The sequence below is a fragment of the Sphingomonas sp. Leaf32 genome (assembly GCF_001421765.1).
Lineage (GTDB): Bacteria > Pseudomonadota > Alphaproteobacteria > Sphingomonadales > Sphingomonadaceae > Sphingomonas.
In genome coordinates, this window is record NZ_LMLA01000001.1 from 454,420 (window position 1) to 476,105 (window position 21,686).

General features: G+C 64.5%; 30 protein-coding genes and 1 pseudogene. 13 read left to right on the forward strand and 18 right to left on the reverse strand.

The features are described from left to right. Window positions 1–4 precede the first annotated feature (4 nt). The 6 genes from mnmE to hemE form a co-directional block, all read right to left on the reverse strand. Window positions 5–1,294 (reverse strand): tRNA uridine-5-carboxymethylaminomethyl(34) synthesis GTPase MnmE, encoded by a 1,290-nt coding sequence (gene mnmE, locus ASE83_RS02160; RefSeq protein WP_055786579.1) that lies wholly within the window; start codon window positions 1,292–1,294, stop codon window positions 5–7. After that, window positions 1,284–1,514, reverse strand: coding sequence for a DUF6489 family protein (locus ASE83_RS02165; protein WP_055786577.1), 231 nt, complete (start codon window positions 1,512–1,514; stop codon window positions 1,284–1,286). Before ASE83_RS02165 ends, mnmE begins: the two co-directional genes overlap by 11 nt. A gap of 264 nt (window positions 1,515–1,778) precedes the next feature. After that, window positions 1,779–3,035: a transcription termination factor Rho gene (gene rho, locus ASE83_RS02170; RefSeq protein ID WP_055786574.1), complete on the reverse strand. Its 1,257-nt coding sequence runs from the start codon at window positions 3,033–3,035 to the stop codon at window positions 1,779–1,781. Between the two features lie 144 nt (window positions 3,036–3,179). Next, a complete protein-coding gene (locus tag ASE83_RS02175; RefSeq protein WP_055786571.1) occupies window positions 3,180–3,518 on the reverse strand; it encodes a hypothetical protein in 339 nt (112 codons plus the stop codon). Window positions 3,519–3,532: 14 nt separating this feature from the next. Beyond that, the gene (locus tag ASE83_RS02180) at window positions 3,533–3,988 is read right to left on the reverse strand and encodes a CopD family protein (RefSeq protein ID WP_055786569.1); all 456 of its coding nucleotides are present in this window, start codon (window positions 3,986–3,988) and stop codon (window positions 3,533–3,535) included. Continuing rightward, window positions 3,985–5,019 (reverse strand): uroporphyrinogen decarboxylase, encoded by a 1,035-nt coding sequence (gene hemE / locus ASE83_RS02185; protein ID WP_055786565.1) that lies wholly within the window; start codon window positions 5,017–5,019, stop codon window positions 3,985–3,987. The genes ASE83_RS02180 and hemE overlap by 4 nt, the downstream gene beginning before the upstream one ends. A gap of 311 nt (window positions 5,020–5,330) precedes the next feature. On the opposite strand from hemE, the gene ASE83_RS02190 reads away from it, so the two are divergent. The 11 genes from ASE83_RS02190 (at window position 5,331) to ASE83_RS02240 (ending at window position 12,220) form a co-directional block, all read left to right on the forward strand. Next, window positions 5,331–6,149 (forward strand): pyruvate, water dikinase regulatory protein, encoded by an 819-nt coding sequence (locus tag ASE83_RS02190; protein ID WP_055786562.1) that lies wholly within the window; start codon window positions 5,331–5,333, stop codon window positions 6,147–6,149. Beyond that, window positions 6,146–6,742: a Maf family protein gene (locus tag ASE83_RS02195; protein WP_082443206.1), complete on the forward strand. Its 597-nt coding sequence runs from the start codon at window positions 6,146–6,148 to the stop codon at window positions 6,740–6,742. The genes ASE83_RS02190 and ASE83_RS02195 overlap by 4 nt, the downstream gene beginning before the upstream one ends. After that, window positions 6,739–7,548: a shikimate dehydrogenase family protein gene (locus ASE83_RS02200; RefSeq protein ID WP_055786559.1), complete on the forward strand. Its 810-nt coding sequence runs from the start codon at window positions 6,739–6,741 to the stop codon at window positions 7,546–7,548. Before ASE83_RS02195 ends, ASE83_RS02200 begins: the two co-directional genes overlap by 4 nt. Window positions 7,549–7,687: 139 nt before the next feature. Then, window positions 7,688–8,284: a dephospho-CoA kinase gene (gene coaE, locus ASE83_RS02205; RefSeq protein ID WP_055786557.1), complete on the forward strand. Its 597-nt coding sequence runs from the start codon at window positions 7,688–7,690 to the stop codon at window positions 8,282–8,284. Window positions 8,285–8,291: 7 nt separating this feature from the next. After that, complete coding sequence (gene dnaQ / locus ASE83_RS02210) at window positions 8,292–8,978, forward strand: DNA polymerase III subunit epsilon (RefSeq protein ID WP_055786554.1); 687 nt, start codon at window positions 8,292–8,294, stop codon at window positions 8,976–8,978. 58 nt (window positions 8,979–9,036) lie between these two features. Continuing rightward, entirely contained in the window at window positions 9,037–9,636 is a 600-nt protein-coding gene (hpf, locus tag ASE83_RS02215) for a ribosome hibernation-promoting factor, HPF/YfiA family (protein ID WP_055787677.1), read from the forward strand. Between the two features lies 1 nt (window position 9,637). Further along, window positions 9,638–10,105: a PTS sugar transporter subunit IIA gene (locus tag ASE83_RS02220; protein WP_055786552.1), complete on the forward strand. Its 468-nt coding sequence runs from the start codon at window positions 9,638–9,640 to the stop codon at window positions 10,103–10,105. Continuing rightward, window positions 10,065–10,556 (forward strand): PaaI family thioesterase, encoded by a 492-nt coding sequence (locus ASE83_RS02225; RefSeq protein WP_055786549.1) that lies wholly within the window; start codon window positions 10,065–10,067, stop codon window positions 10,554–10,556. The genes ASE83_RS02220 and ASE83_RS02225 overlap by 41 nt, the downstream gene beginning before the upstream one ends. Continuing rightward, window positions 10,553–10,888: a DUF1491 family protein gene (locus ASE83_RS02230; RefSeq protein WP_055786548.1), complete on the forward strand. Its 336-nt coding sequence runs from the start codon at window positions 10,553–10,555 to the stop codon at window positions 10,886–10,888. Before ASE83_RS02225 ends, ASE83_RS02230 begins: the two co-directional genes overlap by 4 nt. Before the next feature lie 170 nt (window positions 10,889–11,058). Next, a complete protein-coding gene (locus ASE83_RS02235; RefSeq protein ID WP_235513158.1) occupies window positions 11,059–11,676 on the forward strand; it encodes a cell wall hydrolase in 618 nt (205 codons plus the stop codon). A 46-nt stretch (window positions 11,677–11,722) separates the two neighbouring features. Further along, entirely contained in the window at window positions 11,723–12,220 is a 498-nt protein-coding gene (locus tag ASE83_RS02240) for an MmcB family DNA repair protein (protein WP_055786542.1), read from the forward strand. A 137-nt stretch (window positions 12,221–12,357) separates the two neighbouring features. Here the strand turns inward: ASE83_RS02240 and ASE83_RS18330 are convergent, their stop codons facing one another. The 5 genes from ASE83_RS18330 to tnpA form a co-directional block, all read right to left on the reverse strand. Continuing rightward, the gene (locus ASE83_RS18330; RefSeq protein ID WP_443024307.1) at window positions 12,358–12,687 is read right to left on the reverse strand and encodes a DUF7668 domain-containing protein; all 330 of its coding nucleotides are present in this window, start codon (window positions 12,685–12,687) and stop codon (window positions 12,358–12,360) included. A 399-nt stretch (window positions 12,688–13,086) separates the two neighbouring features. Continuing rightward, window positions 13,087–13,332, reverse strand: a complete 246-nt coding sequence (locus ASE83_RS02245) for a hypothetical protein (protein WP_055786539.1) — start codon at window positions 13,330–13,332, stop codon at window positions 13,087–13,089. Beyond that, window positions 13,332–14,945: an IS66 family transposase gene (tnpC, locus tag ASE83_RS02250; protein ID WP_055786537.1), complete on the reverse strand. Its 1,614-nt coding sequence runs from the start codon at window positions 14,943–14,945 to the stop codon at window positions 13,332–13,334. Before tnpC ends, ASE83_RS02245 begins: the two co-directional genes overlap by 1 nt. Before the next feature lie 59 nt (window positions 14,946–15,004). Next, window positions 15,005–15,352 (reverse strand): IS66 family insertion sequence element accessory protein TnpB, encoded by a 348-nt coding sequence (gene tnpB, locus ASE83_RS02255; protein ID WP_055786534.1) that lies wholly within the window; start codon window positions 15,350–15,352, stop codon window positions 15,005–15,007. After that, window positions 15,349–15,681 (reverse strand): IS66-like element accessory protein TnpA, encoded by a 333-nt coding sequence (gene tnpA / locus ASE83_RS02260; RefSeq protein WP_055786531.1) that lies wholly within the window; start codon window positions 15,679–15,681, stop codon window positions 15,349–15,351. The genes tnpB and tnpA overlap by 4 nt, the downstream gene beginning before the upstream one ends. A gap of 330 nt (window positions 15,682–16,011) precedes the next feature. On the opposite strand from tnpA, the pseudogene ASE83_RS18000 reads away from it, so the two are divergent. After that, window positions 16,012–16,792: pseudogene (locus ASE83_RS18000) on the forward strand (IS5 family transposase). Here the strand turns inward: ASE83_RS18000 and ASE83_RS02275 are convergent. The 5 genes from ASE83_RS02275 to ASE83_RS02295 all read right to left on the reverse strand — a co-directional run bounded on the left by ASE83_RS02275 (window position 16,718) and on the right by ASE83_RS02295 (window position 19,702). Continuing rightward, window positions 16,718–17,545 carry a LysR family transcriptional regulator gene (locus ASE83_RS02275; RefSeq protein WP_055785638.1) on the reverse strand — a complete coding sequence of 276 codons (828 nt, stop codon included), beginning with the start codon at window positions 17,543–17,545 and terminating at the stop codon, window positions 16,718–16,720. The pseudogene ASE83_RS18000 and the gene ASE83_RS02275 overlap by 75 nt on opposite strands. An 18-nt stretch (window positions 17,546–17,563) precedes the next feature. Beyond that, entirely contained in the window at window positions 17,564–17,944 is a 381-nt protein-coding gene (locus ASE83_RS02280) for an MAPEG family protein (RefSeq protein ID WP_082443023.1), read from the reverse strand. 127 nt (window positions 17,945–18,071) lie between these two features. Further along, complete coding sequence (locus ASE83_RS02285; protein WP_055785633.1) at window positions 18,072–18,410, reverse strand: VOC family protein; 339 nt, start codon at window positions 18,408–18,410, stop codon at window positions 18,072–18,074. Window positions 18,411–18,533: 123 nt separating this feature from the next. Beyond that, window positions 18,534–19,280, reverse strand: a complete 747-nt coding sequence (locus ASE83_RS02290; protein ID WP_055785630.1) for an SDR family NAD(P)-dependent oxidoreductase — start codon at window positions 19,278–19,280, stop codon at window positions 18,534–18,536. Window positions 19,281–19,282: 2 nt separating this feature from the next. Next, window positions 19,283–19,702, reverse strand: a complete 420-nt coding sequence (locus ASE83_RS02295; protein WP_055785627.1) for a DoxX family protein — start codon at window positions 19,700–19,702, stop codon at window positions 19,283–19,285. Between the two features lie 163 nt (window positions 19,703–19,865). Between ASE83_RS02295 and ASE83_RS02300 the strand changes: the two genes are divergently transcribed. Continuing rightward, the gene (locus ASE83_RS02300) at window positions 19,866–20,276 is read left to right on the forward strand and encodes a winged helix-turn-helix transcriptional regulator (RefSeq protein WP_055785624.1); all 411 of its coding nucleotides are present in this window, start codon (window positions 19,866–19,868) and stop codon (window positions 20,274–20,276) included. Between the two features lie 6 nt (window positions 20,277–20,282). Here the strand turns inward: ASE83_RS02300 and ASE83_RS02305 are convergent, their stop codons facing one another. Both ASE83_RS02305 and ASE83_RS02310 read right to left on the reverse strand, forming a co-directional pair. Next, window positions 20,283–20,687 carry a DoxX family protein gene (locus ASE83_RS02305; RefSeq protein ID WP_055785622.1) on the reverse strand — a complete coding sequence of 135 codons (405 nt, stop codon included), beginning with the start codon at window positions 20,685–20,687 and terminating at the stop codon, window positions 20,283–20,285. A 32-nt stretch (window positions 20,688–20,719) separates the two neighbouring features. Further along, a complete protein-coding gene (locus ASE83_RS02310; protein WP_055785619.1) occupies window positions 20,720–21,577 on the reverse strand; it encodes an NAD(P)H-binding protein in 858 nt (285 codons plus the stop codon). Window positions 21,578–21,686: the final 109 nt, after the last annotated feature.

Here is a 21,686-nt window from a genome sequence, read left to right on the forward strand (position 1 = left end):
AACATTATTTGCCGATACAGAAGCGACCGAACAGATCGTCGAGAACCGCCTCGGTCGCGCGCATCCCGGTCAACGCCGCGAATGCCTGCACCGCATAGCGCAATTCCTCGGCCAGCAACAGCGGGTCGTCCTGCACCGCAGCACGTCCCAGCGCTGCCGCCGCCGATGTCGCGTGATGCGCTTGCCGCCGGTTGAGCGCCAGTTCATCGACCTTGGGCAGCAAGGATGCAGCCTCCTTGGTCAGCGCTGTCCAGACCGCGTCGATCCCGTCGCCGGTCGCTGCCGAAACCGCGATACGCTCCTCCACCGCCGCTTCACGAATATCCGCGCGGGGATAGAGTGCGATCACCCGACCTTCAGTCGGTGGTGCATCGTCACCCAGCCACAGCACGACATCCGCGCCAGCGATCAACCCGGTCGCCCGCTCGATCCCGATCCGCTCGATCGGATCGTCGCTGTCCTCACGCAGCCCGGCCGTGTCGAGAAACAGCCACGCCACCCCTTCGCGCGTCACCGGTATCTCGATGACGTCGCGGGTCGTCCCGGCGACCGGCGACACGATCGCCGCCTCGCGTCCGACCAGCGCGTTGAGCAAGGTCGATTTGCCGGCATTGGGCGGTCCGGCCAGCACCACGCGAATACCGTCGCGCAACCGTTCGACCGGCGGCACGGCCAGTACCGTGCCGATGGTTTCCGACAATGCTCGGGCCTGCCCGCGAATGGTCACGACCACATCGCTGCCGGTATCGACATCGTCCTCGTCGGCATGATCCAGCACCGCTTCGATCATCGCCGACAACCGGGTTGCCGTCGCCGTCCAGTCGGCGACCGCCCGTCGCAGCCGACCGTCGCTGTTCGCCAGCGCCATCTGCCGCTGCGCCTCGGTTTCGGCCGACAGCAGGTCGCCCAGCCCTTCCGCTTCGGTCAGATCGATCCGTCCATGGGCCAGCGCACGCCGGGTAAACTCTCCAGGTTCGGCGGCGCGCAGGCCCGGCAGGCCGGCCAGCGCCCGCTCGACGCTTGCCACCACGGCTCGCCCGCCATGTAGATGCAGTTCGACCAGATCCTCGCCCGTCGCGGTCGTGGGGCCTGGAAAGACCAGTACCAACGCCCGATCGAGCAACCGGTTATCCACAGGATCGCGCAGCGCGCGGACGGCAGCGTGCCGGGGCGGCGGCAGGCGTCCCGCCAGTCGAGCGGCGGCGTCCAACGAGCCAGCCCCCGACACCCGCAATACGGCGATGGCGGCGGGCGGTCGTCCGCTCGACACCGCGAAAATGGTGTCAGCCGCCACGACCCGCCGTCTCGAACATCTTGCGCCAGAAGGTCATGCCCGCCTCGCCCATCGGCGCCCAGCTCTTCATCATCTGGTCGAGCAGTTCGGGACTGGCACCCTTCTCCATCGTATCGGTCAGCATCGCGACATAGCGTTCATGGACCGGCGTGAAGTCGGGCAGGCCCATGGCACGGCGCGCTTCTTCGGGCGTGCAATCGACTTCGACGTTGATCTTCATGGGTGTTTCCCTGTGGTTCGCCCGCATGATAGGCGGAAACGCGGTCGATGGCGATATCGGTTGGTGGAGCGTCGCTGCGAGGAACTTTGCGATAGTTATCCACAGCCTTTTGAACAGGGTGGATATGACGACGCCCGCCTTTCCCTGTGGAAAAGACGGGCGTTTCTTGGGGCGGACGCGGGCAAAGCCCGCGTCGTCGGTCGGGGCGTTGCCCCGCCGGCCGGCCGCGTTTGTGATCCGCGCCAGCATGGCGCGGTCCAAACGCTATTGGTTCATGCTATCAAAAAAGTCCTCGTTGGTCTTCGAATTCTTCATCTTGTCGAGCAAGAACTCCATCGCGTCGATGGTGCCCATCTGCATCAGGATGCGGCGCAGGACCCACATCTTGCTGAGCTTGGTCTTGTCGACCAGCAGCTCTTCCTTGCGGGTACCCGACTTGCCCACGTCCAGCGCCGGGAAGATGCGCTTGTCGGCAACCTTGCGATCGAGGACGATTTCGGAATTGCCGGTGCCCTTGAACTCTTCGAAGATCACCTCGTCCATGCGGCTGCCGGTATCGATCAGGGCCGTCGCGATGATCGACAGCGAGCCACCTTCCTCGATGTTGCGCGCGGCGCCGAAGAAGCGCTTCGGCCGCTGCAAGGCGTTCGCATCTACACCACCGGTCAGCACCTTGCCCGACGACGGGACCACGGTGTTGTAGGCCCGGCCGAGACGCGTGATGCTGTCGAGCAGGATCACGACGTCCTTCTTGTGCTCGACCAGCCGCTTGGCCTTCTCGATCACCATTTCGGCAACCTGGACGTGGCGCTGCGCGGGTTCGTCGAAGGTGGAGGAGACGACCTCGCCCTTCACGCTGCGCTGCATGTCGGTCACTTCTTCCGGGCGCTCGTCGATCAGCAGGACGATCAGGAACACTTCGGGATGATTATCGGTGATCGCCTTGGCCATGTTCTGCAACATGACGGTCTTGCCGACGCGCGGCGGGGCGACGATCAGCGTGCGCTGGCCCTTGCCCTGCGGGCTGACGATGTCGATCACCCGCGCCGACTTGTCCTTGACCGTCGGGTCGAGCTGGTCGAGCGTCAGCTTGGATTCGGGATAGAGCGGCGTCAGGTTATCGAAATTGACCCGGTGGCGGACCGCATCGGGATCGTCGAAATTGACCGACACCAGCTTGCTGAGCGCGAAATACCGCTCGCCATCCTTGGGCGCGCGGACTTCACCCTCGACCGTGTCACCGGTGCGCAGGCCGTGCTTGCGCACCTGGTTCGGCGATACATAGATGTCGTCCGGGCCGGCGAGATAATTCGCCTCCGGGCTGCGCAGGAAACCGAAGCCGTCCTGCAGCACTTCGATCGTGCCGACGCCCATGATCTGCTCGCCATTCTCGGCACGCGCCTTGAGAATCGCGAACATCAGGTCCTGCTTGCGCATCGTCGACGCGCCTTCGACGCCCAGCTCTTCGGCCATCGAGACCAGTTCGGCGGGCGCATGTTTCTTTAAGTCTTTGAGATGCATCGGGGGGTGGTCCAGATCAGCGAGATAGAGGCAAGGTCGGCGAACAAGGCGGACACAAGCGGCTGGGACGGGCGCACCGAGGACCGGGCACCGCTGTTGATGACCTAGGTGGCGACCTGCTCCAAGTCAAGCAGCCGGCGATGGTCAGCGCGCGGGTTCGACCTTGGTCACGCCGGGATCGAGCTTCGCGAACAGGGTCATTCTGGCCGATATCCGCTTCGCACAGGGCAATGCCGCCGCGTCGAGTGCCGCCTTCGCCCCAGGCGCGCGCCGGATGCGCTGTACCGACGCCGCGATGTCGGTCGCCGGTGATGCCCCTTCGACGCGCCCAATGAAATAGACCATGCCGGCGGTCAGAATCGCCCGTTGGCTGGGTGCCGCGGTTTCGAACGATTGGGAAATGCTGGCGATGCAGCGCAGATCATCCCAGACATTTACGGCCGGTACCGTTGCGGCCTGTACCGCCAACCAGATCGCCAGCATCTACCCTGCCTCCCTCAGAACGGCTTGACCACCGCCAGCACGACCGCCGCAATCGCCGCCAGCGCCGGCAGTTCGTTGGCCAGCCGCAACTGCTTCGCCGTCAGCGTCGGCCGCCCCGCCGCCAGCTTGCGGGCGTAGCCCACCGACCAGCTATGATAGCCGCTTAGCAGCACCACGACCAACAGCTTCGCGTGCAGCCAGCCCAACCCCGCGCCGCCGTCGAACAGCCCGACATTTGCCGCCAGCAACAATCCCAGTACCCAGACGACCATCATCGCCGGGGTCAGGATCATCCGTCGCAGCAACGCCTCGCGCTTGATCCAGCGGGGCGGTTCGGCAGGATCGGACAGCCCCTCCTGATGATGGACCAGATAGCGCGGCAGCATGAACAGTCCGGCCATCCAGAAGATGACGAACACGATATGCGCCGCCTTTATCCACAGATAGGCGCTGCCCAGAAACCCGCTCATGCCCGACGAACCCGTGCGACGAGCTGCTCGACATGCGCGATTGGCGTGTCCTGCTGAATGCCGTGACCGAGGTTGAAGATATGCGGACGGTCGGCAAAGGCGGCCAGCACCCGATCGACTCCAGCGTCCAGCGCTCCTCCCCCGGCGATCAGCAGCAGCGGGTCGAGATTGCCCTGCACCGGCAAGCCTGTGGGTAACTGCGCGTTCGCCCACACGGGATCGACCGTTTCGTCCAATCCGATCGCATCAACGCGCGTTTCGCGGGCATAGGCGGCGAGCTTGCCGCCCGCGCCCTTGGGAAAACCGATGATCGGCACATCGCAGCGCGCGCGCAGCCCCTCGACGATCGCTACCGTCGGCGCGATCACCCAGCGTTCGAACTCGGCCGGGGCCAGGCTGCCCGACCAGCTGTCGAACAGCTGCACCGCCTCGACCCCGGCGGCGACCTGTCCCGCCAGATAATCGATCGTCATCGCGACGATGCGGTCGATCAGTTCCTGCACCGCTGCCGGATCACCATAAGCCATGCGGCGCGCCTCGGCCTGCTCGCGGCTGCCCTTGCCCGCGATCATATAGGTGGCGACCGTCCAGGGCGATCCGGCGAAGCCCAGGAACGTCGTCCGACCCGGCAATGCCGCCGCCACCCCGCGCACCGTCGCATAGACCGGATCGAGGATCGTTATATCCGGCCGCAGAGCATCGATAGCGGCCCGCGTGCGCAGTTCGGGTGCCAGGCGAGGCCCCTCGCCCGCTTCGAACCACAGCCGCTGTCCCAGGGCGTTGGGGACCATCAATATGTCGCTGAACAGGATCGCCCCGTCGAACGCAAAGCGGCGCAGCGGTTGCAACGTGACTTCCGCCGCGGCGGCGGGATCGTTGACCAGATCGAGGAAGCCCCCCTTCTCTGCCCGGAGCGCGCGATACTCGGGAAGATAGCGTCCCGCCTGTCGCATGAGCCAAAGCGGCGGGACGACAGGCTTCTCACCGGAAAGCACCCGGAGGAGTGGTTTGGGATCAGGAGAACCGGTCAGCGTCGTCGCTCCCTTCTACTATTAAAGTAGAATCTAAATAGGTGGTTGAAAGCAGTTGGGCGGTGGATAGCGGGGCTTATGGTGGATTACCCGAAATGCCAACAGATTGACCCCTGCGGACTCGCTTGAATCCATCGATTCCCGTCTGCCCGTCCACACTATCCACAGCCTGTGGGTTGAATCGCTGCCTGTGTCGGGATTGTGGATAGTTTGGGCATGAAACCGGGCTTTCCCACAGCTTGGCGGGACGGCCGACTTACGCTAGCCCCTGCCCCCGACTTATCCACAGCCTTGTGCAGAAAGGGCCGTCCATGCGGCTGCACCTCCACCTCCTGTCCGACTCCACCGGCGAAACGCTGGAGAATATCGCGAAGGCGGCGCTGGCGCAGTTCGACGATGTCGACACGATGCGCCATTTCTGGCCGATGGTCCGTTCCGAAACCCATCTCGAACGCATCCTGGCGGAGATTACCGTCAACCCCGGCCTCGTCCTCTACACGCTGGTGAACCCGGCGATCCGGCGGATGCTGGAGGCGCGCTGCGCCGCATTGGGCCTGCCGATCGTCGCCCCGATGGACGCGGTCAGCAACGCGCTGTCCAATCTGCTGGGACAGGAGGCAAAGGCACGGCCGGGCCGCCAGCACAGCCTGGACGCCGCCTATTTCGCCCGGGTCGACGCGATCCAGTGGACCATCGCGCATGACGACGGCATCGCGTCGGAGGATTGGGAGGAGGCCGACATCGTGCTGGCCGGCGTGTCGCGATCATCCAAGACGCCGACCTCGATCTATCTCGCCAATCGCGGGTACAAAACCGCGAACATCCCCATCGTGGTCGAAAGCCCACCGCCGCCGATCCTGTTCGGGCTGAAGAATCCGCTGGTCGTGGGCCTGACCACTAGCGCCGACCGGCTGATCGCGATCCGCCGCAACCGGCTGCTGTCGCTCAACCAGATGCCCGACACCGATTATGTCGAACAGGATGCGGTGGTGAAGGAATTGTCGTTCGCCCGGCGGATGTTCGCCGACAATGGCTGGCCGGTGATCGATGTCACCCGCCGGTCGATCGAGGAAACGGCGGCAGCGATCATCACCCTGTGCAACGATCGCAAGCTGGAGGCGCGCGCATGAGCTTCGTCCTTGCCTCAATGAGCGCCACCCGCCGGGCGATGCTCGACGCCGCTGGCATTCCCCACGACGCCATGTCTAGCGGTCTGGACGAAGAAGCGGCCAAGGCGGCGCTGGCCGTGGAAAACCTGAAACCCCGCGACCTCGCCGACGCGCTGGCCGAAATGAAGGCGATGCGCGCCGCGACCCGTGTCGGCGGCGCGATGGTGCTGGGCGGCGATTCCGTCGTCGCGCTGGCCGATGGCACCGTCCTCGACAAGCCGGTCGACCGCGCCGCCGCCGCCGCGCACCTGCGCGCGCTGTCCGGCGGGCGGCACGACCTGTTCAGCGCAGCGGTGTTCGTCGAAGGTGGCCGGCCGGTCTGGCGCCATGTCGGCCATGCGAAACTGACCGTCCGCCCGCTGTCCGACGCGTTCATCGAAACCTATCTCGATGCCGAGTGGCCGGCGATCGCTGGCTGCGTCGGCTGTTTCCGGATCGAGGGGCCGGGCGTGCAGTTGTTCGACCGGATCGACGGCGATCATTGGACGATCCTGGGGATGCCCTTGCTCGAAATCGCGCGCTACCTGCGCCAACGGGGAAAACTGCCCGCATGAAACCCTATGCAGAGGTGATCGGTGACCCGATCGCCCATAGCAAGTCACCGCTTATCCACAGCTTCTGGCTGGATCAGCTGGGGTTGGACGCCGAGTATCGCAGGTTCCACGTGAAACCTGATGATCTGGCGGCCTATTTCAACAGCCGTCGCGGCGACCCGAACTGGCGGGGGTGCAACGTTACCGTCCCGCACAAGCTGGCGGCGCTCGATCACGTCGCCGATCCGGGCGACGTGCGTGGATCGATCGGGGCAATCAACACCGTGTTCCGTGACGAAGGCGGCATGTGGATCGGTACTAACACCGATGCCGCCGGTTTTCATGCGCCGATCGCCGGACTCGACCTGACGAAGCAGCCGGTGGCGGTGATCGGTGCCGGTGGCGCGGCGCGCGCGATCCTGTTCGCGCTGTCCAAGCTGGCGGTTGGGCGCGTGACCGTCCTCAACCGCAATCCGCTGAAGGCCGCAGCTTTGTTGTCGACCTTCGGGCTGAAGGGTGACGCGCTGCCCCTCACCGCGCCGTTGCCTGCGGCTAAGCTGCTGGTGAATGCCAGCACGCTCGGCATGACCGGACAGCCGTCGCTCAGCATCGACCTGTCGCCGCTGCCCGACGATGCCGTCGTTTACGACGCGGTCTATGCCCCGATCGAAACGCTGCTGCTGGCACAGGCGCATGAACGCGGCCTCGATACCGTCGACGGCCTCGAAATGCTGGTCGGTCAGGCAGCGCTGGCGTTCGAACTGTTTTTCGGGGTGGCTCCGCCGCGCGACCGCGACGACGAACTGCGCGCGCGATTGCTGGCATGAGTAGTGCCGCCCCCCACACGACCCGTACCCCGGCGAAGGCCGGGGGCCAGCTACAGAGCGTAACGGGTTATCCACAGCCGTTCCCCAACTGCACCCCGGCCTTCGCGGGGGTACCAAACCGGTGGAGTGGACTGGATCAATGACCCACATCCTCGGCCTCACCGGATCGATCGGCATGGGCAAGTCGACCGTCGCACAGATGTTCCGCGACCTCGGGGTGCCGGTGTTCGATGCCGATGCGACCGTTCACACCCTGCAAGGTCCGAACGGCATATTGCTGCCCGCGATCGAAGCCGCCTTCCCCGGCACCACCGGCCCAGCCGGCGTCGACCGCCCTGCCCTGCGCGCGCGGATTTTTGCCGACCCTGACGCGCGTCGCTGGCTCGAAGCGATCGTCCACCCGGCGGTTGCGACCGAACGCCAGCGCTTCCTCGACACCTATGCCACCGCGCCGCTCGTCGTGCTCGACGTGCCCCTGCTTTTCGAAACCGGTGGCGACTCGCGGTGCGATTCCGTGGCGGTCGTGACCGCTGCGGCGGAGGTGCAGCGCGCGCGCGTGCTGGCCCGGCCCGGCATGACCGAGTCTGCCTTCGCCGCGATCCTCGCCACGCAACTGCCCGACGCGGAAAAACGTGCGCGCGCCCAACACCTTATCCACACCGACACGACACTCGCCGCGACCCGTGCCCGGGTCGCCGCGCTGGTCGCTTGCATGGTGCCACACGAAGGCGGATAAGGTGGGAATGCGTGAAATCGTGTTCGATACCGAAACCACCGGCTTCAAATTTTCGGAAGGCGACCGGCTGGTCGAAATCGGTTGTGTCGAGCTGGTGAACCGGGTCGAAACCGGCCGCACCTTCCACGCCTATTTCAATCCCGGCCGATCGATGCCGAAGGAAGCGGAGGCGGTGCATGGCCTGTCCGACGCGTTCCTCGCCGACAAGCCCGCCTTCCACACCGCGATCGACGACCTGCTGGCGTTCCTGGGCGACAGCCCGCTGATCGCGCACAACGCCAATTTCGATTTCAGCTTCCTGAACGGCGAACTGGGTGCGTGCCGACGCGATGCGATCTGCCTGTCGCGCATGGTCGATACACTGGCCATCGCGCGCAGCCGTCATCCCGGCGCCAAGCATACGCTGGACGCACTGTGCGTCCGGTTCGGCATCGACCGCAGCCGCCGCGTGCTGCACGGCGCGCTGCTCGACGCGCAGTTGCTGGCGCAGGTCTATGTCGAGCTGATGGGCGGTCGCCAGATCGGCTTCGGGCTGGATGCCACCCCGACGCTGGTGGCCGAGGCAGTGGACACCGTCGCCCCCTCACGCGTCCGCCCGCCGCGCCAGTTTTCGGCCAGCGAAGCCGAACTCGCCGTCCACGCCGCGTTCGTCGGCACGTTGAAGGACCCGTTATGGGGCCAGTCGCCGACCTGAGGCGTTGACAACACCCGCTTTGAGCGGCTCACACGGTTTCACAATGACGGAGGATTACATGGACATCCGGGTTTCGGGGCACCAGGTCGACACCGGGGACGCGCTGAAGGAGATGGTCCAGGAGCGACTCCAGGGCATCGCCGACAAATATTTCCAGCGCGCGATCTCGGCGACCGCGACCTTCGGCAAGGGGCCGCATGACAATGGCTTCGTCTGCGACATCGTCTGTCATGTCATGCAGGGCCTTGTCCTGAAGGGGCATAATGAGGGGCAGGATGCGCAGGGTGCGTTCGCCGGCGCCGCCGACAAGATCGAAAAGCAGCTGCGCCGCTATACCCGCCGGTTGAAGGACCGTAACGCGGCCAAGGCGGCGGCATTCAACGAAGCCGGCGGTTACGACAATGGCTTCGACAATGCCGGCTACACCGTGTTCGGCGGTGGCGAACCGGAAGAGGAAGAGGTCGCCGACGCTCCCCTCATCATCGCCGAAACCCGGGTCGATGTGCCCGACGCCAGCGTGTCCGACGCGGTCATGATGCTCGACCTGCGCAACACCAATGCGCTGTTGTTCATGAACAGCGGTACCGGATCGTTCAACATGGTCTATCGTCGCCATGACGGCACGATCGGCTGGGTCGAACCCAATCGCGCGGCCTGACTTGTACGACTTCCACGATCTCGTGACGTCTGAAACGGTGCTGGCGGAGGTTTCCGCCAGCACGCGCAAGGCATTGTTCGCGCATATCGCCTCCGTCGCGCACGGCGCGGCGGGGGTCGATCCGAAGCTGGTCGCCGACCGCATGGCCGACCGCGAGAAGCTCGGGACCACCGCGTTCGGCGGCGGCATCGCCATACCCCATGCGCGCATCGACAGTTCGCGGGGCGTCTTCGGTATCTTCGTCCGGCTGGACCGCCCGATCGATTTCGGGGCGATCGACGAATTGCCGGTCGACCTGATCTTCGCGCTGCTGTCGCCGCCCGATGCCGGCAGCGATCATCTGAAGGCGCTGGCCCGCGTCTCGCGCGCGCTGCGCGATGCGGCGTTCCGGGCGAAACTGCGCGGGGCCGGCTCCGCCGACGCGCTCTATGCGTTGCTGTCGGGTGTCGAGGCGCGTGACGCAGCCTGAGGTACCGGCCGGCGAAGCGGCACATTTCCGGGCATTGGAGGCGCTGTACGCGGCTGCCCCGATCAACCGTTTGTTCGATTCGCGGCTGGAGATCGTCGAGGCCGGGGTGGCGCGCATCCATTTCACCATCGACGAACGGCATTTCCACGCGGCGGGCGCGGCGCATGGTACGACCTATTTCAAGATGCTCGACGACGCGGCCTTCTACGCCGCCAACAGCCTCGTCACCGATCGTTTCCTGTTGACCACCGCGTTCAACCTGCTGCTCCAGCGGCCGTTGGGGCCGGGCCGGGTAATCGCCGAGGGGCGCTGGGTATCGGGCAAGCGACGCGTGTTCATCGCCGATGCCCATCTGATCGATGTAGAGGGCGAGGAAGCGGCACGCGGTACCGGCACCTTCATGAAGAGCCGAATCGCGCTCGCGACCCTGCCCGGCTATTCCAACCGGTGAGCGATTGGCCGACGGCGCTGCGCGTCAACGCCTTCACGCGCGCGGTGGAGGCGGCGGGCGGTAGCGCGATGGTGCTGGCGCGAGGCGACCGGGATTCAGGCATCGTCCTACTGCTGGCGATCGATCGCAATGGCAATGCCCGCCTGCTGGAGCGCGAACGCGACCTTGACGGTCGCAGCCGGATCGTGCGGCGTAAACCCGATCTGGCGGTCGAAGCGGACCTCACCGCCTATTGGTGTGAAAGACGCGAGCGCGATCCCGACCTGTGGGTAGTAGAGGCGATCGTCGCAACAGCCGAACCGCTCGCCGCTGAAACGCTATGGGCCGATTGACCGCGCGACTCGCGCACCGTTAAGCGCCGTTTGTCGGATAGATAGCGCTGTATCGATCGGGTTGGGGTCGGTTGCGCAGTCGGGGGGCAGGCGCCAAGGTTCCACGTGGAACGTGTCGGGGCGCGGGTCGACCGCATGTATTGTGATGTCGGATGAAGCTACGCTTCCCCATGGCCGTACTTGCCGCCATGGCCCTGTTCGCCGGACTGCCGGCCGCCGTATCGGCCGAGGAGGCCTCGCCCGGTTCTGTTACCAACCTGCCCGCCACGGTAAAGGTTCCGGTCCGGTTCGCCCCATCGCAGGAAATCGTTCAGGACGTTGCCGCCAAGCCCGTGGCGGTGACTGAAGCAGTGGTCGATGCGGACAGCGACGCCGACTATGCCACCCTTGCCGCTGCCGTCGCGGCCCAGCCCGCCACCATCGATGACGACGAACTCAACTGCATCGCCATTGGGGTCTATTACGAATCGAAAGGCGAACCGCTCACTGGCCAGCTTGCCGTTGCCGACGTGATCCTCAACCGCACCGGATCGGGCCGCTTTCCGACATCGGCCTGCGGTGTCCTGACCCAACGCGGCCAGTTTTCGTTCGTGAAGGGCGGTCGCCTGCCCGATGTCGATACCAGCCGCCCGGCATGGAAGACCGCCGTCGCCATTGCCCGGATCGCGCGGGACGACCTGTGGAAAAGCCCGGCAAAGGGCGCGCTGTTCTTCCATGCCCGCCGTGTCAGCCCGAACTGGGGCAAGACCCGGGTCGCCTCGCTCGGCAATCATATCTTCTATCGCTGAGCCACCGCCTCTTCCCTTGTTCGTGTAATGTTCTTATAGTGCGCCGATGGCCAGTATCGCCCTCGGCACCAAACCGCTTGCGCCCGACACCCATCCCCTGATCGCGGCGGAGGTTGCGCGCGGGGTCACCCGCATGTTGCTGGCGCATGACCTGACCGCGATGGCCGAAGTCCCGCTCGACGGCGGACGACGGGCCGACCTGATGGCGCTCGACGCGCGTGGGCAGATCGTGATCGTCGAGATCAAGGTATCGCGCGCCGATCTGCTCGGCGACGGCAAGTGGACCGATTATCTCGCGGCCTGCGACCGTTATTTCTGGGCGGTGCCGGCCGGATTCGACGTCACGCCGCTATCGGGGGAGGCGTTCCTGCCCGAGCGGACCGGGATCATCGTCGCCGACCGCTACGAAGCAACGATCCTGCGCGAAGCGGCGACCACGCCCCTGCCCGCCCATGTCCGCAAACGCGGTACGCTGGCCTTCGCCCGCCGCGCCGCCCGCCGCCTGATCGGCGCGACCGATCCGGAAGCCATCCAGGGCTTCTAGACTAGGCGGCGTGGACAAAATCAGCACGCCTGTTTCTACGGGACGTGCACCGACTGGACCTCGAGGCGTGCCTCTGGCGCGTCCCGCAATTGGGCGTGGAGGGCTAGGCGGCGTGGACAAAATCAGCACGCCTGTTTCTACGGGACGTGCACCGACTGGACCTCGAGGCGTGCCTCTGGCGCGTCCCGCAATTGGGCGTGGAGGGTCAAATCGCTGACTTCTTCATCGACGGTCGTGAGGTCGACKAGGAACAGCCAATAGCCGTCCATCCAGCGATAAACAGACCGCTCCCACGTTGCGGTGTTCAATGATGCCAGAGGAGCGCCATACGCGTTGATGTTGTTGGCGAGGCCTTCTGCCGTTTTGGGGTGGATAGATTCCACGTGGCTTACCGGGTAATTCGAAAGTCCAAGGTCATTGCGCAGGAAAGCCTCGACGATCTGTTCAAAAATGGCGCGCCATTCCAGTGGTACTTCGGTGGATAGATTCCACGTGGCTTACCGGGTAATTCGAAAGTCCAAGGTCATTGCGCAGGAAAGCCTCGACGATCTGTTCAAAAATGGCGCGCCATTCCAGTGGTACTTCGTGCTCATCGTCGTCTCGTAGCAGCATAGATACTCGCCCTGCCCACCTGTGGGCTCTTCTGAAACAATAGGAGCAGGCTCGGCAAGCGGCCTGATCCGGCGGGAGACGCCGCAGACGTTGACCGGCGCGCGAGGCGTTCGACGCCTTCGTGCTCATCGTCGTCTCGTAGCAGCATAGATACTCGCCCTGCCCACCTGTGGGCTCTTCTGAAACAATAGGAGCAGGCTCGGCAAGCGGCCTGATCCGGCGGGAGACGCCGCAGACGTTGAGTAACCATCCGGTCAGGGCCGCGGGCTGAGCCTGTAGTAGCAGGATGAAGGGTCGCCGAGGGTTTCCCTGAGGTAATCGATGCCGTCACGGGTGAAGGCGGTGACGGACGGCGAGTTGTCGTCGTTGCTGTCGATGATGAAGATGCGCCCATCTTCAGGTTGCATCGCCATGCTGGCGATCTCCTCTACGAGGTCTTCCTCGACGCCGAACTGTTCGGCCACGAAGCGTGCGGTCCAGGCGAAGGCAGGACTCGCCATCAGGCTGCCTGGGCAAGTGCCGGCGTGGCGCCGGTCGGCTGCCAGTTCCAGGGGAGCAGTTCACCAAGTCGGCCTTGGGGCATGTCGGCGATACGGGCGAGGACGTCGGCGAGCCAGGCCTGCGGGTCGATGTCGTTGAGCTTGGCAGTGACGATGAGGGTGTACATGAACGCCGCGCGGTCGCCGCCCCGGTCGGAGCCCGCGAACAACCATGCTTTCCTGCCGAGGGCCACGCCGCGCAGGGCACGCTCCGCGGCATTGTTCGTCAGGCAAATGCGCCCGTCCTTCAGGAAGGCCGTGAAGGCGGGCCAGTCCTTCAGCAGATAGTCGCACGCGGCCGCGACCGGGTTGTGACGCGCCATGGCGGCACGCTGACCACGCAACCATGTGCCGAGGTCCGTGACCAGCGGCAGGCTCAGTTCCTGACGCACGGCGTGGCGCTCGGCCGCAGGCTTGCCGAGGATGGCGCGCTCGATGTCGAACAGCGCGTCGATCCGTCGCACCGCTTCGGCCGCGATGGGCGAGATGACCGGCGCACCACGTCTGCGCCGCACCTGGCCGGCGACATCGGCCAGTTCGAAGAACTTGCGACGCGCATGCGCCCAGCATAACGCCCGAACCATCGGCGCCGGCATACGGTCGCAGCGGAACAGCGCATTATACCCGGCATAGGCGTCGGCCTGCAGGATACCGGCATAGTCTTCCAGATGCCGGGCCGGATGTTCGGCGCGCCGGTCGCGCGAATAGTGGAACAGCGTCGCCGGTGGTGCCGGCCCGCCATGCGGGCGGTCGTCGCGAACATAGGTCCACAGCCGTCCGGTATCGGTCTTGCCCTTGGCGAGCACCGGCACCGCGGTGTCGTCGCCGTGCAGCCGCCCGGCCCCGAGTACATGGCCCGCGATGAGACGATACAGCGGCGCCAGGGCCGCGGCGCAGGCACCGACCTGATCGGCCAGCGTCGACAGGCTGATGTCCACGCTCTCGCGGGCATAACGCCCGGCCTGCCGGTTGAGCGGTTGATGCTGGCCGAACTTCTCGAACAGCAGCTGCGCGAGGAACTGCGCTCCGAACAGGCCGCGCGGCGTGACGTGGAACGGCGCGGGCGGTTGGGTCACGCGCTCGCAGACGCGACAGGCGAAGCGTTCGCGCACCGTCTGCACCACCTTCCAGCGGCGCGGCACGACCTCAAGTGTTTCTGTCACGTCCTCGCCCAGCTTCGACAGCCGGTCGGACCCGCAGCAGGGACAATGGGCGGGCGCGGCCACGACGACGCGCTCGCGCGGCAGATGAGCAGGCAGCGGCTTGCGTGACGGGCGCGCTCTGGTGAATGGCACGACGCTGGTGCCGGCTGCCGCCTTCGCAGCCAGCGCCTCGTCCTCGCCGGCGGCCGTCTCCAGCTCCTCGAAGCCGAGTTCGAGCTGGTCGACGAGCAGGCGTCCACGCTCGGCGCTGCGGCCGAACAATGCCCGGCGCATCTTCTCGTTCTGCAACTCCAGCAAGGCGATCCGGGCCGCCAGATCGGCGTTGACTGCCTTCGTCCGCGCGGCGTCCGCCTCGGCCCGGGCAAGGGCTGCGCGCAAGGTCGCGACATCATCGGAAGGCACCGCCGCCATGCCCGGCAGGATAGCAGAAGACCGGCATCAAGCCACGGTTTTTCGCCGTTTCCGGCTGATTATCCCGCTGCGGCCGGTCGCCACGTCATGCGCGGATTGCGCCAGTCTATCGCCTCCAGCAAACACGCCATCTGCGACGGCGTGATGGCCACCACGCCATCCACCGCCGCAGGCCAGATGAACCGGCCGCGGTCGAGCCGTTTGGCGTACAGCGACAGGCCCACGCCGTCGTGCCACAGAATCTTGACCAGGTCGCCGCGCCGGCCTCGGAAGAGGTAGAGGTCGCCGGCATGTGGATCGCGCCGCAGCCCCTGCTGAATCTGCAGCGCCAGACCATGCATGCCGCGACGCATGTCGGTGTGCCCGGTCGCCATCCAGATCCGCGCACCGCCGGGAATGGGGATCATCGCAACGACCGCATCACCGCGCTCACCAGCGCCGGCGATGTACCCGCCGCGATGCGCACCACCGCACCGCCCAACTCGACCACCACCGCATCGCACGGCTCAGCCCTGCCTTGCGATTCCGGCGTCACCGTCACGGCGGCGAAGCCGGACACCGGGCGGCTCATCTCCCGGCGCCACCGGTAGATCTGGCTCGCACGCAAATCCGCCCGTCGCGCGATCTCCGCAACGCTCGCCCCCGGCTCGCACGCCGCCAGTACCAGCGCGCGCTTCTGCTCCGCCGTCCACATCCGGCGCCGCTCCGCGCCTGTAATTACCGTCACTTGGGCCATCGCACCGTCGCTAACACCAGTGCAAACACCGGCGCTTGCACCAGTGCTACCTCCAGAACCCGTCAGCTTCAGGCAATGCGGCCTTCACCGGAGGGGTACGACGTTGACGCGCTGCGATATGGTTGATTCAAGGCTGCCTTTTGGAGGCAGGCTTGAGCCGGGGCGATCTCACCGAGGCGGAATGGCGCATCCTGAAAGCCCTGCTGCCGATCGAGCGCAAGAACCGGGGCCGAGGCAGGCCTCCCGAACAGAACCGCTCCATCATCAACGGCATACAGACGTTGACGCGCTGCGATATGGTTGATTCAAGGCTGCCTTTTGGAGGCAGGCTTGAGCCGGGGCGATCTCACCGAGGCGGAATGGCGCATCCTGAAAGGCCTGCTGCCGATCGAGCGCAAGAACCGGGGCCGAGGCAGGCCTCCCGAACAGAACCGCTCCATCATCAACGGCATACTCTGGCGGCTTCGGTGCGGTGCGCCGTGGTGGAGATCGTGGCGGTGACGCTGGCCGAGATCATGGCGGACACCGGCCACTACAGCATCGACAGCACCACCGTTCGTGCCCACGTCTCGGCAGCGGGCGGAAAAGGGGGGCTCATCGACGCGCTCTTGGCCGCTCGCGGGGCGGGTTCACCAGTAAGCTTCACTGCTTGGCTGACGCCCTCGGCAGGCCTCTTGCCTTCCATCTGACAAACGGTGAGGCGGCAGACTGCAAGGCGTATGACGCCCTGATCGTCCTGCCGGAACGCACGCCGGATGCCTTGCTCGCTGACAAGGGTTACGATGCCGACGCGATCCGTGCCGACCTGGCGAAGCGGAACATCGATCCCCGGATGCCTTGCTCGCTGACAAGGGTTACGATGCCGACGCGATCCGTGCCGACCTGGCGAAGCGGAACATCGATCCCGTCATTCCCGGCCGATCCAACCGCCGCGAAGATCGAATACSACCGCGTGCTATACAAGCAGCGCAACCGCATCGAGCGCATGTTCGGCCATCTCAAGATCAACCGCGCCATCGCCACTCGCTACGACCAGCTAGCCACCAGCTTTCTGGGCATGGTCCACCTCGCCACCGCAAGATACTGGCTCAAATTTGTCCACGCTGCCTAGCGTTGAAGCCGTGGTAAGGGTCAGGCCGAAGCCTCTGGCTACCATATTCATGAGGTTTTCCCGCCCAACGCGGTGAATGCGTATGTCCAGCCGAAAACCCGGTGCCGACAAGCGCTTGATCAGGTAATCGTGGATCTCCGGACCAGGGCCGCCAGCGCTGAGGATGAAGCGCTCCTTCGCGATATCGCCCCAAGAGACTTCCGTCTGACCGGACAGCGAATGGCTGGATGGGACGGCGACGAAGATCCGCTCTTCCCAAAGCTGCAAGGCCTCACAACCAGCGGGGACCGGCATCCCAGTCACAAAGGCGACATCAAGCTCGCCGCCGATCAGCCGACTAAGATTGCGCTCGGCTGTATTTTCCTCGAACTGGAGATCGATCCCTTCATATTGTTCCTGATATCGCTCAACCGACTCGCCCAGGAAGCCGCCGGCCAACGAGACGAACAGTCCGATGCGCAACACGCCTTGGCCGCCACGCTTCAAGCAGGTCACAGCTTGAACGGCGCGTCGAAGGTGATGGGCGCCGATTGTCGCATCGCGCAGGAACATCTCGCCGGCGGGTGTCAGGCACACCCCTCCGGAATATCGCTCGAAAATCGGGACCCCAAGCCGCCTTTCAACGAGTTGAATGCGCCTACTGACGGTCGATTGGTCGACGCCGAGCTCTGCCGCGACGCGGCGGAAGCTACCGCGTTCCGCAGCGAGGATGACGTAGCGAAGATTTCGGAGATCGAGCGTCGGATCCGGCATAGCGCTCGACGGTCGCGATCAAAGACTGACCAAAAGGCGCCCAGCTGCAAGCAGTAGCGCCAGGTAGGTCAAGACCATGCCAATGCCGCGGAGCGACTGGGAAGTTCGGAACATCCCGATGGCGTGCAGTAGCCGCCCGAACGCAAGGGCTCCACCAATGACCACCACCAGCCATGCGGGTGCAGTGTGAGCCTCGACGAGACCAAGGCCAATCAGGCCAAGCGGCACATATTCGATAAAGTTGCCTTGGGCGCGGATGCGCCGCCTCAGCGAGTCATCGCTGCTGTCGCCGACCATTTCTCCCACTTTGAGGCGCCGCAAAGAGATAGGAAATGAGAGGGCGATGAGGGCAATGGCAAAAGCTGCCGTGAGAAATGATGTAACAGGAAGAATTGCCATGGCTCTTTCTTCTGTGCGCGGACATCTGCTCTGTATTTGCCGGGGTCTGAACGGCAATCATCGACAGATGTTTGTTGTTATTGCGCTATGGCCGCCGATCGGAGATCAGGCGGATGATTGTGTCTTCTTATTCCGCAATAAGATCGAACTTGTTCCCATCTGGATCGGCCAGGCTCGTGTAGCGAATTTGCGGTAGTTCGAATTTCTGCAGGACCGTGGCGCCGAGCGCGACCAGGCGTTTGGTCTCCTTGTCCAAATCGGACGTCTTGAGATCGACATGCACGCGGTTCCGCTGCGTGGGCGCGTCCTCGATCTTCTGAAACTGGAAGGGCGGAAAGGCCGGCGACGGGGCCAGCTGGACGATCTGGCCATAGTCATTGCTGATCGCAACACCGAGGGCTTCGGACCACCAGGCGGCGAGCTTTTGGGGGCTCGCGGTGTCGATGGTGATGGCGTGTATCTTCATGCTTAACTTCCTTTGTAGGTACAGGCGTGCGTGCGGGCGGCGTGGTTGCTTGCGCGGCGGTGCGAAGTGGGCACGACGACCGCCGCGGCAACGAGGGTCGGGTGAAGCAGCCCGCCGTCTGTTTCAGCGGGCGCTGTCGATGATCAGTCCGCCATCGGGCGTCAGGCTGGAGCCGGTGATGAACTGCGAATCCTTGCTCGCCAAAAACAGAACGACTGGCGCGATATCGTCCTCCGGCGAGCCATAGCGTCCGAGTGGCACAGTGGGAGGCGGCAAATCTGCGGCGGCAGCGCCCCAGGTATCAGCGACCGGGAGCATATTGTTCACGGTGATATTGTCCGAGCCCCATTCGCGTGCGGCCATCCGGGTCAGCGCGCGCACCGCTTCCTTGGCCATGCCGTAGGGGGCGTAAGGCAATATGGCGATGATGCCGGCGGCGGAGCCGAAATTGATGACGCGGCCCTCTCCGCTGGCCTTCAGGTGGGGATAGCAGGCCTGCATCATGCGCAGGTAGGCGATTGGACCCATGTCGAAGTTACGCTGAAGCTGCTCGACCGAAAGATCGATCACCGAGGACATCACTGCCGACGGATCGAAGGCATTGTTCACCAGGATGTCGATCCCGCCGAAGGTGGCGGCCACCTTGTCCACGGTCGATTTGATCTGCTCGGCGTCGCTAACGTCGCAGGATATGCCAAGTGCGGTGCCACCGGCGGCCTCGATATCGGCAACGACGGCATCGATGTTCGCCTGCGTCAGCGAAACGACCGCAACCTTCGCGCCTTCGGCCGCGAAGAGCTTCGCGGTGGCGCGTCCGATGCCACGACCCGCTCCGGTGACAATGGCGACTTTGCCGTTTAGACGACCCATGATTAGTTCCTTTCCGTAGTAGAGATGTGCTGCTCTGCCGCGGCCGGGGCGTAGGGCGACGGTGTTTCGCGAGCGGCGTTTTGCGTGGCGAAGGACGTGGCCAGCAGCGCGAGGCCGATGATGGCTGGCAAAGCCCCCTTGGGCTTGTGCACACCGAGGTGGGCCGATGCGGACAGCACTAAGTGAAAGAAGATGCCGGCGTAGGCCAGATCGCTCAGTGGCATGCTGACACGCGACAGGATCGCGATCGGCCCGAGAACCTTCACCACGACCATGAACGGTACAAGGTAGGGCGCTGGATAGTTCAGCTCAGCAAGAGTCTGCCGAACCCAAGCTCCCTTGGTCAGGTATAAGAATGCGGAGCTCAGATAGAGCAGCGACAGAAGTCCTGTGCTGATCCAATATAGTGCGGCTGTTGTCATAACTCTTCCTGATCGAGCAGCGCCTCGTCGAGACTGCTGGGTCGATTTTGCGTTTCATTCTCTCATTGGCGTTGCCGCCTGGAGCACGTATAAGAATTTACGCGCTGGACGAATCCACGCAAGTAGGATGAATTATCAACACTAAGTATGGAAAACATGACTAATGGCTGGCGACGATTTCACGATGCAGGACGAAATGCGCCGCGCCTTCGCGATGCTCTCGGGCAAATGGAAGCTCGAGATCATGTGGCTGCTGAACCAGCGGATTTATCGCTTCGGCGAGCTGCGAAAGGCGATCCCCGGCATCACGCAGCACATGCTGACCGCGAGCCTTCGGGAGCTGGAAGCGGACGGGCTCGTAACGCGAACCGTCTTCGCGGAGGTGCCGCCGCGCGTCGAGTATGAGATCACGACAAAGGCACGCGGCCTCGGGCCCACGATGCAGGCGCTGACGGCCTGGTGGGAAGAATATGGAAAAACCGTGCCGGCAAAGCCGAGCATGCGGGGACGCAAACCTCGCGATGCGTCCCCACTGTCCGACGGTGCGCCGCCCGTGGGACGGCCGCGCCGATAGCGCGATTTAACGCACGCCGCTCTCGCTCGCGACCAACTGGGGCGGATAGGGCGACGGCTTCCGGCGTGCAGCGTTCTGAGTAAGAAACGACACCACCAGCGCGAGCAATCCGACCAGCGCCGGACCGAACCCGTAGTCACCTGCATTGAGATGCGCGCTTATGGCAAGCAGCAGGTGAAAGAGCATGCCGGCGTAGGCGAGATCTGAGAGCTTGACGCTGAAACGCCAGAGGATCGTAACGGCGGCGAGCGGTTTTAGAACCGCCAGGATCGGCACGAGATAGGGCGGGTATCCGAGCGTTGGAAAGATGCGTTGAACCCCAGCGATGTCGGAGAGGTAATACGCACCGCCCGCGAGATACATGAGGGCGACTAGAACAGTGGCGATCCAATAGATCCACTTGCGCTTCATTTATGAGGTCCTTGTTCGTGGGTGGTCCGGCGTCAGGCCGCTGAAGAGAGAATCGCCGCGAGTAGGTCGCGCAGCCGCTGGGGCGGCCGACCGGCGAGGCGCTCCACGTCACCGGTCACGATATCGAAGGCGCCGGCCGCGAAGCTCTTCTGGATGCTTGCCACGGCGTTGACGACCGTATCGGGCAGACCGGCCTGCATCAGTCCGGCCCGCAGTTGCTCTTCGGGCAGGACAAGGAACGATAGTGAACGCCCTGTGATTTCAGCTATGAGAGCGGCGCGCTCCGCGCCCGATATCCGCTCATCACCGGTCGCGTGGTAGATCGCGCCCTTGTGTCCCTCGCCGATCAGGATGCCTGCAGCGGCTGCAGCCACGTCATCACGCGCGACGAAGCTCGCACGATTCTCGGCAAGACCCACGAGCACGCCGTTGTCGAGGGAGGCACGCGCTTCGTCTGCCAGCGCCTCGGCGTAGTAGCCCATGCGAAGGATTGTCCAGACCGGCGCAGTCGCGATCAGGTGCTGCTCGCCCTTCCAGTAGGACGCCCCCAGCTCCGGTTCTTCGGCCCGCTGTGTGCCAGTGGCGGACATGAGGACAAGGTGCTTCACTCCGGCCCGAGCCGCCGCGTCGATCGCTGCCGTCAATTGCGTCGCACGGCGGCCTGCCTCCAGATCGACCGTGGGAATAATCAGCAGACGATCAAGGCCTGCATAGGCTTCTACCAAACTGTCCGGCTTGTCGTAGTTTCCAAAGCGCGGTTGCGCCGTCGCCGTGATGGTTTCAGGTGTCCGCGAAATCGCGACTACGTCATGTCCCGCGCCTCTCTGAAGCAACTCTGTGACCACAGACTTGCCGAGATGGCCATTTGCGCCACTCACCCCGATATTCATTCTTTACCTCGCGGCACGATTAAGAGAACATTTTGTTCGTTACGTTTTATATGTTCGCGCAGCGGTGCGTAAGAATGGACAAAAAGGTGCGTCACGCACCTCAATGTTC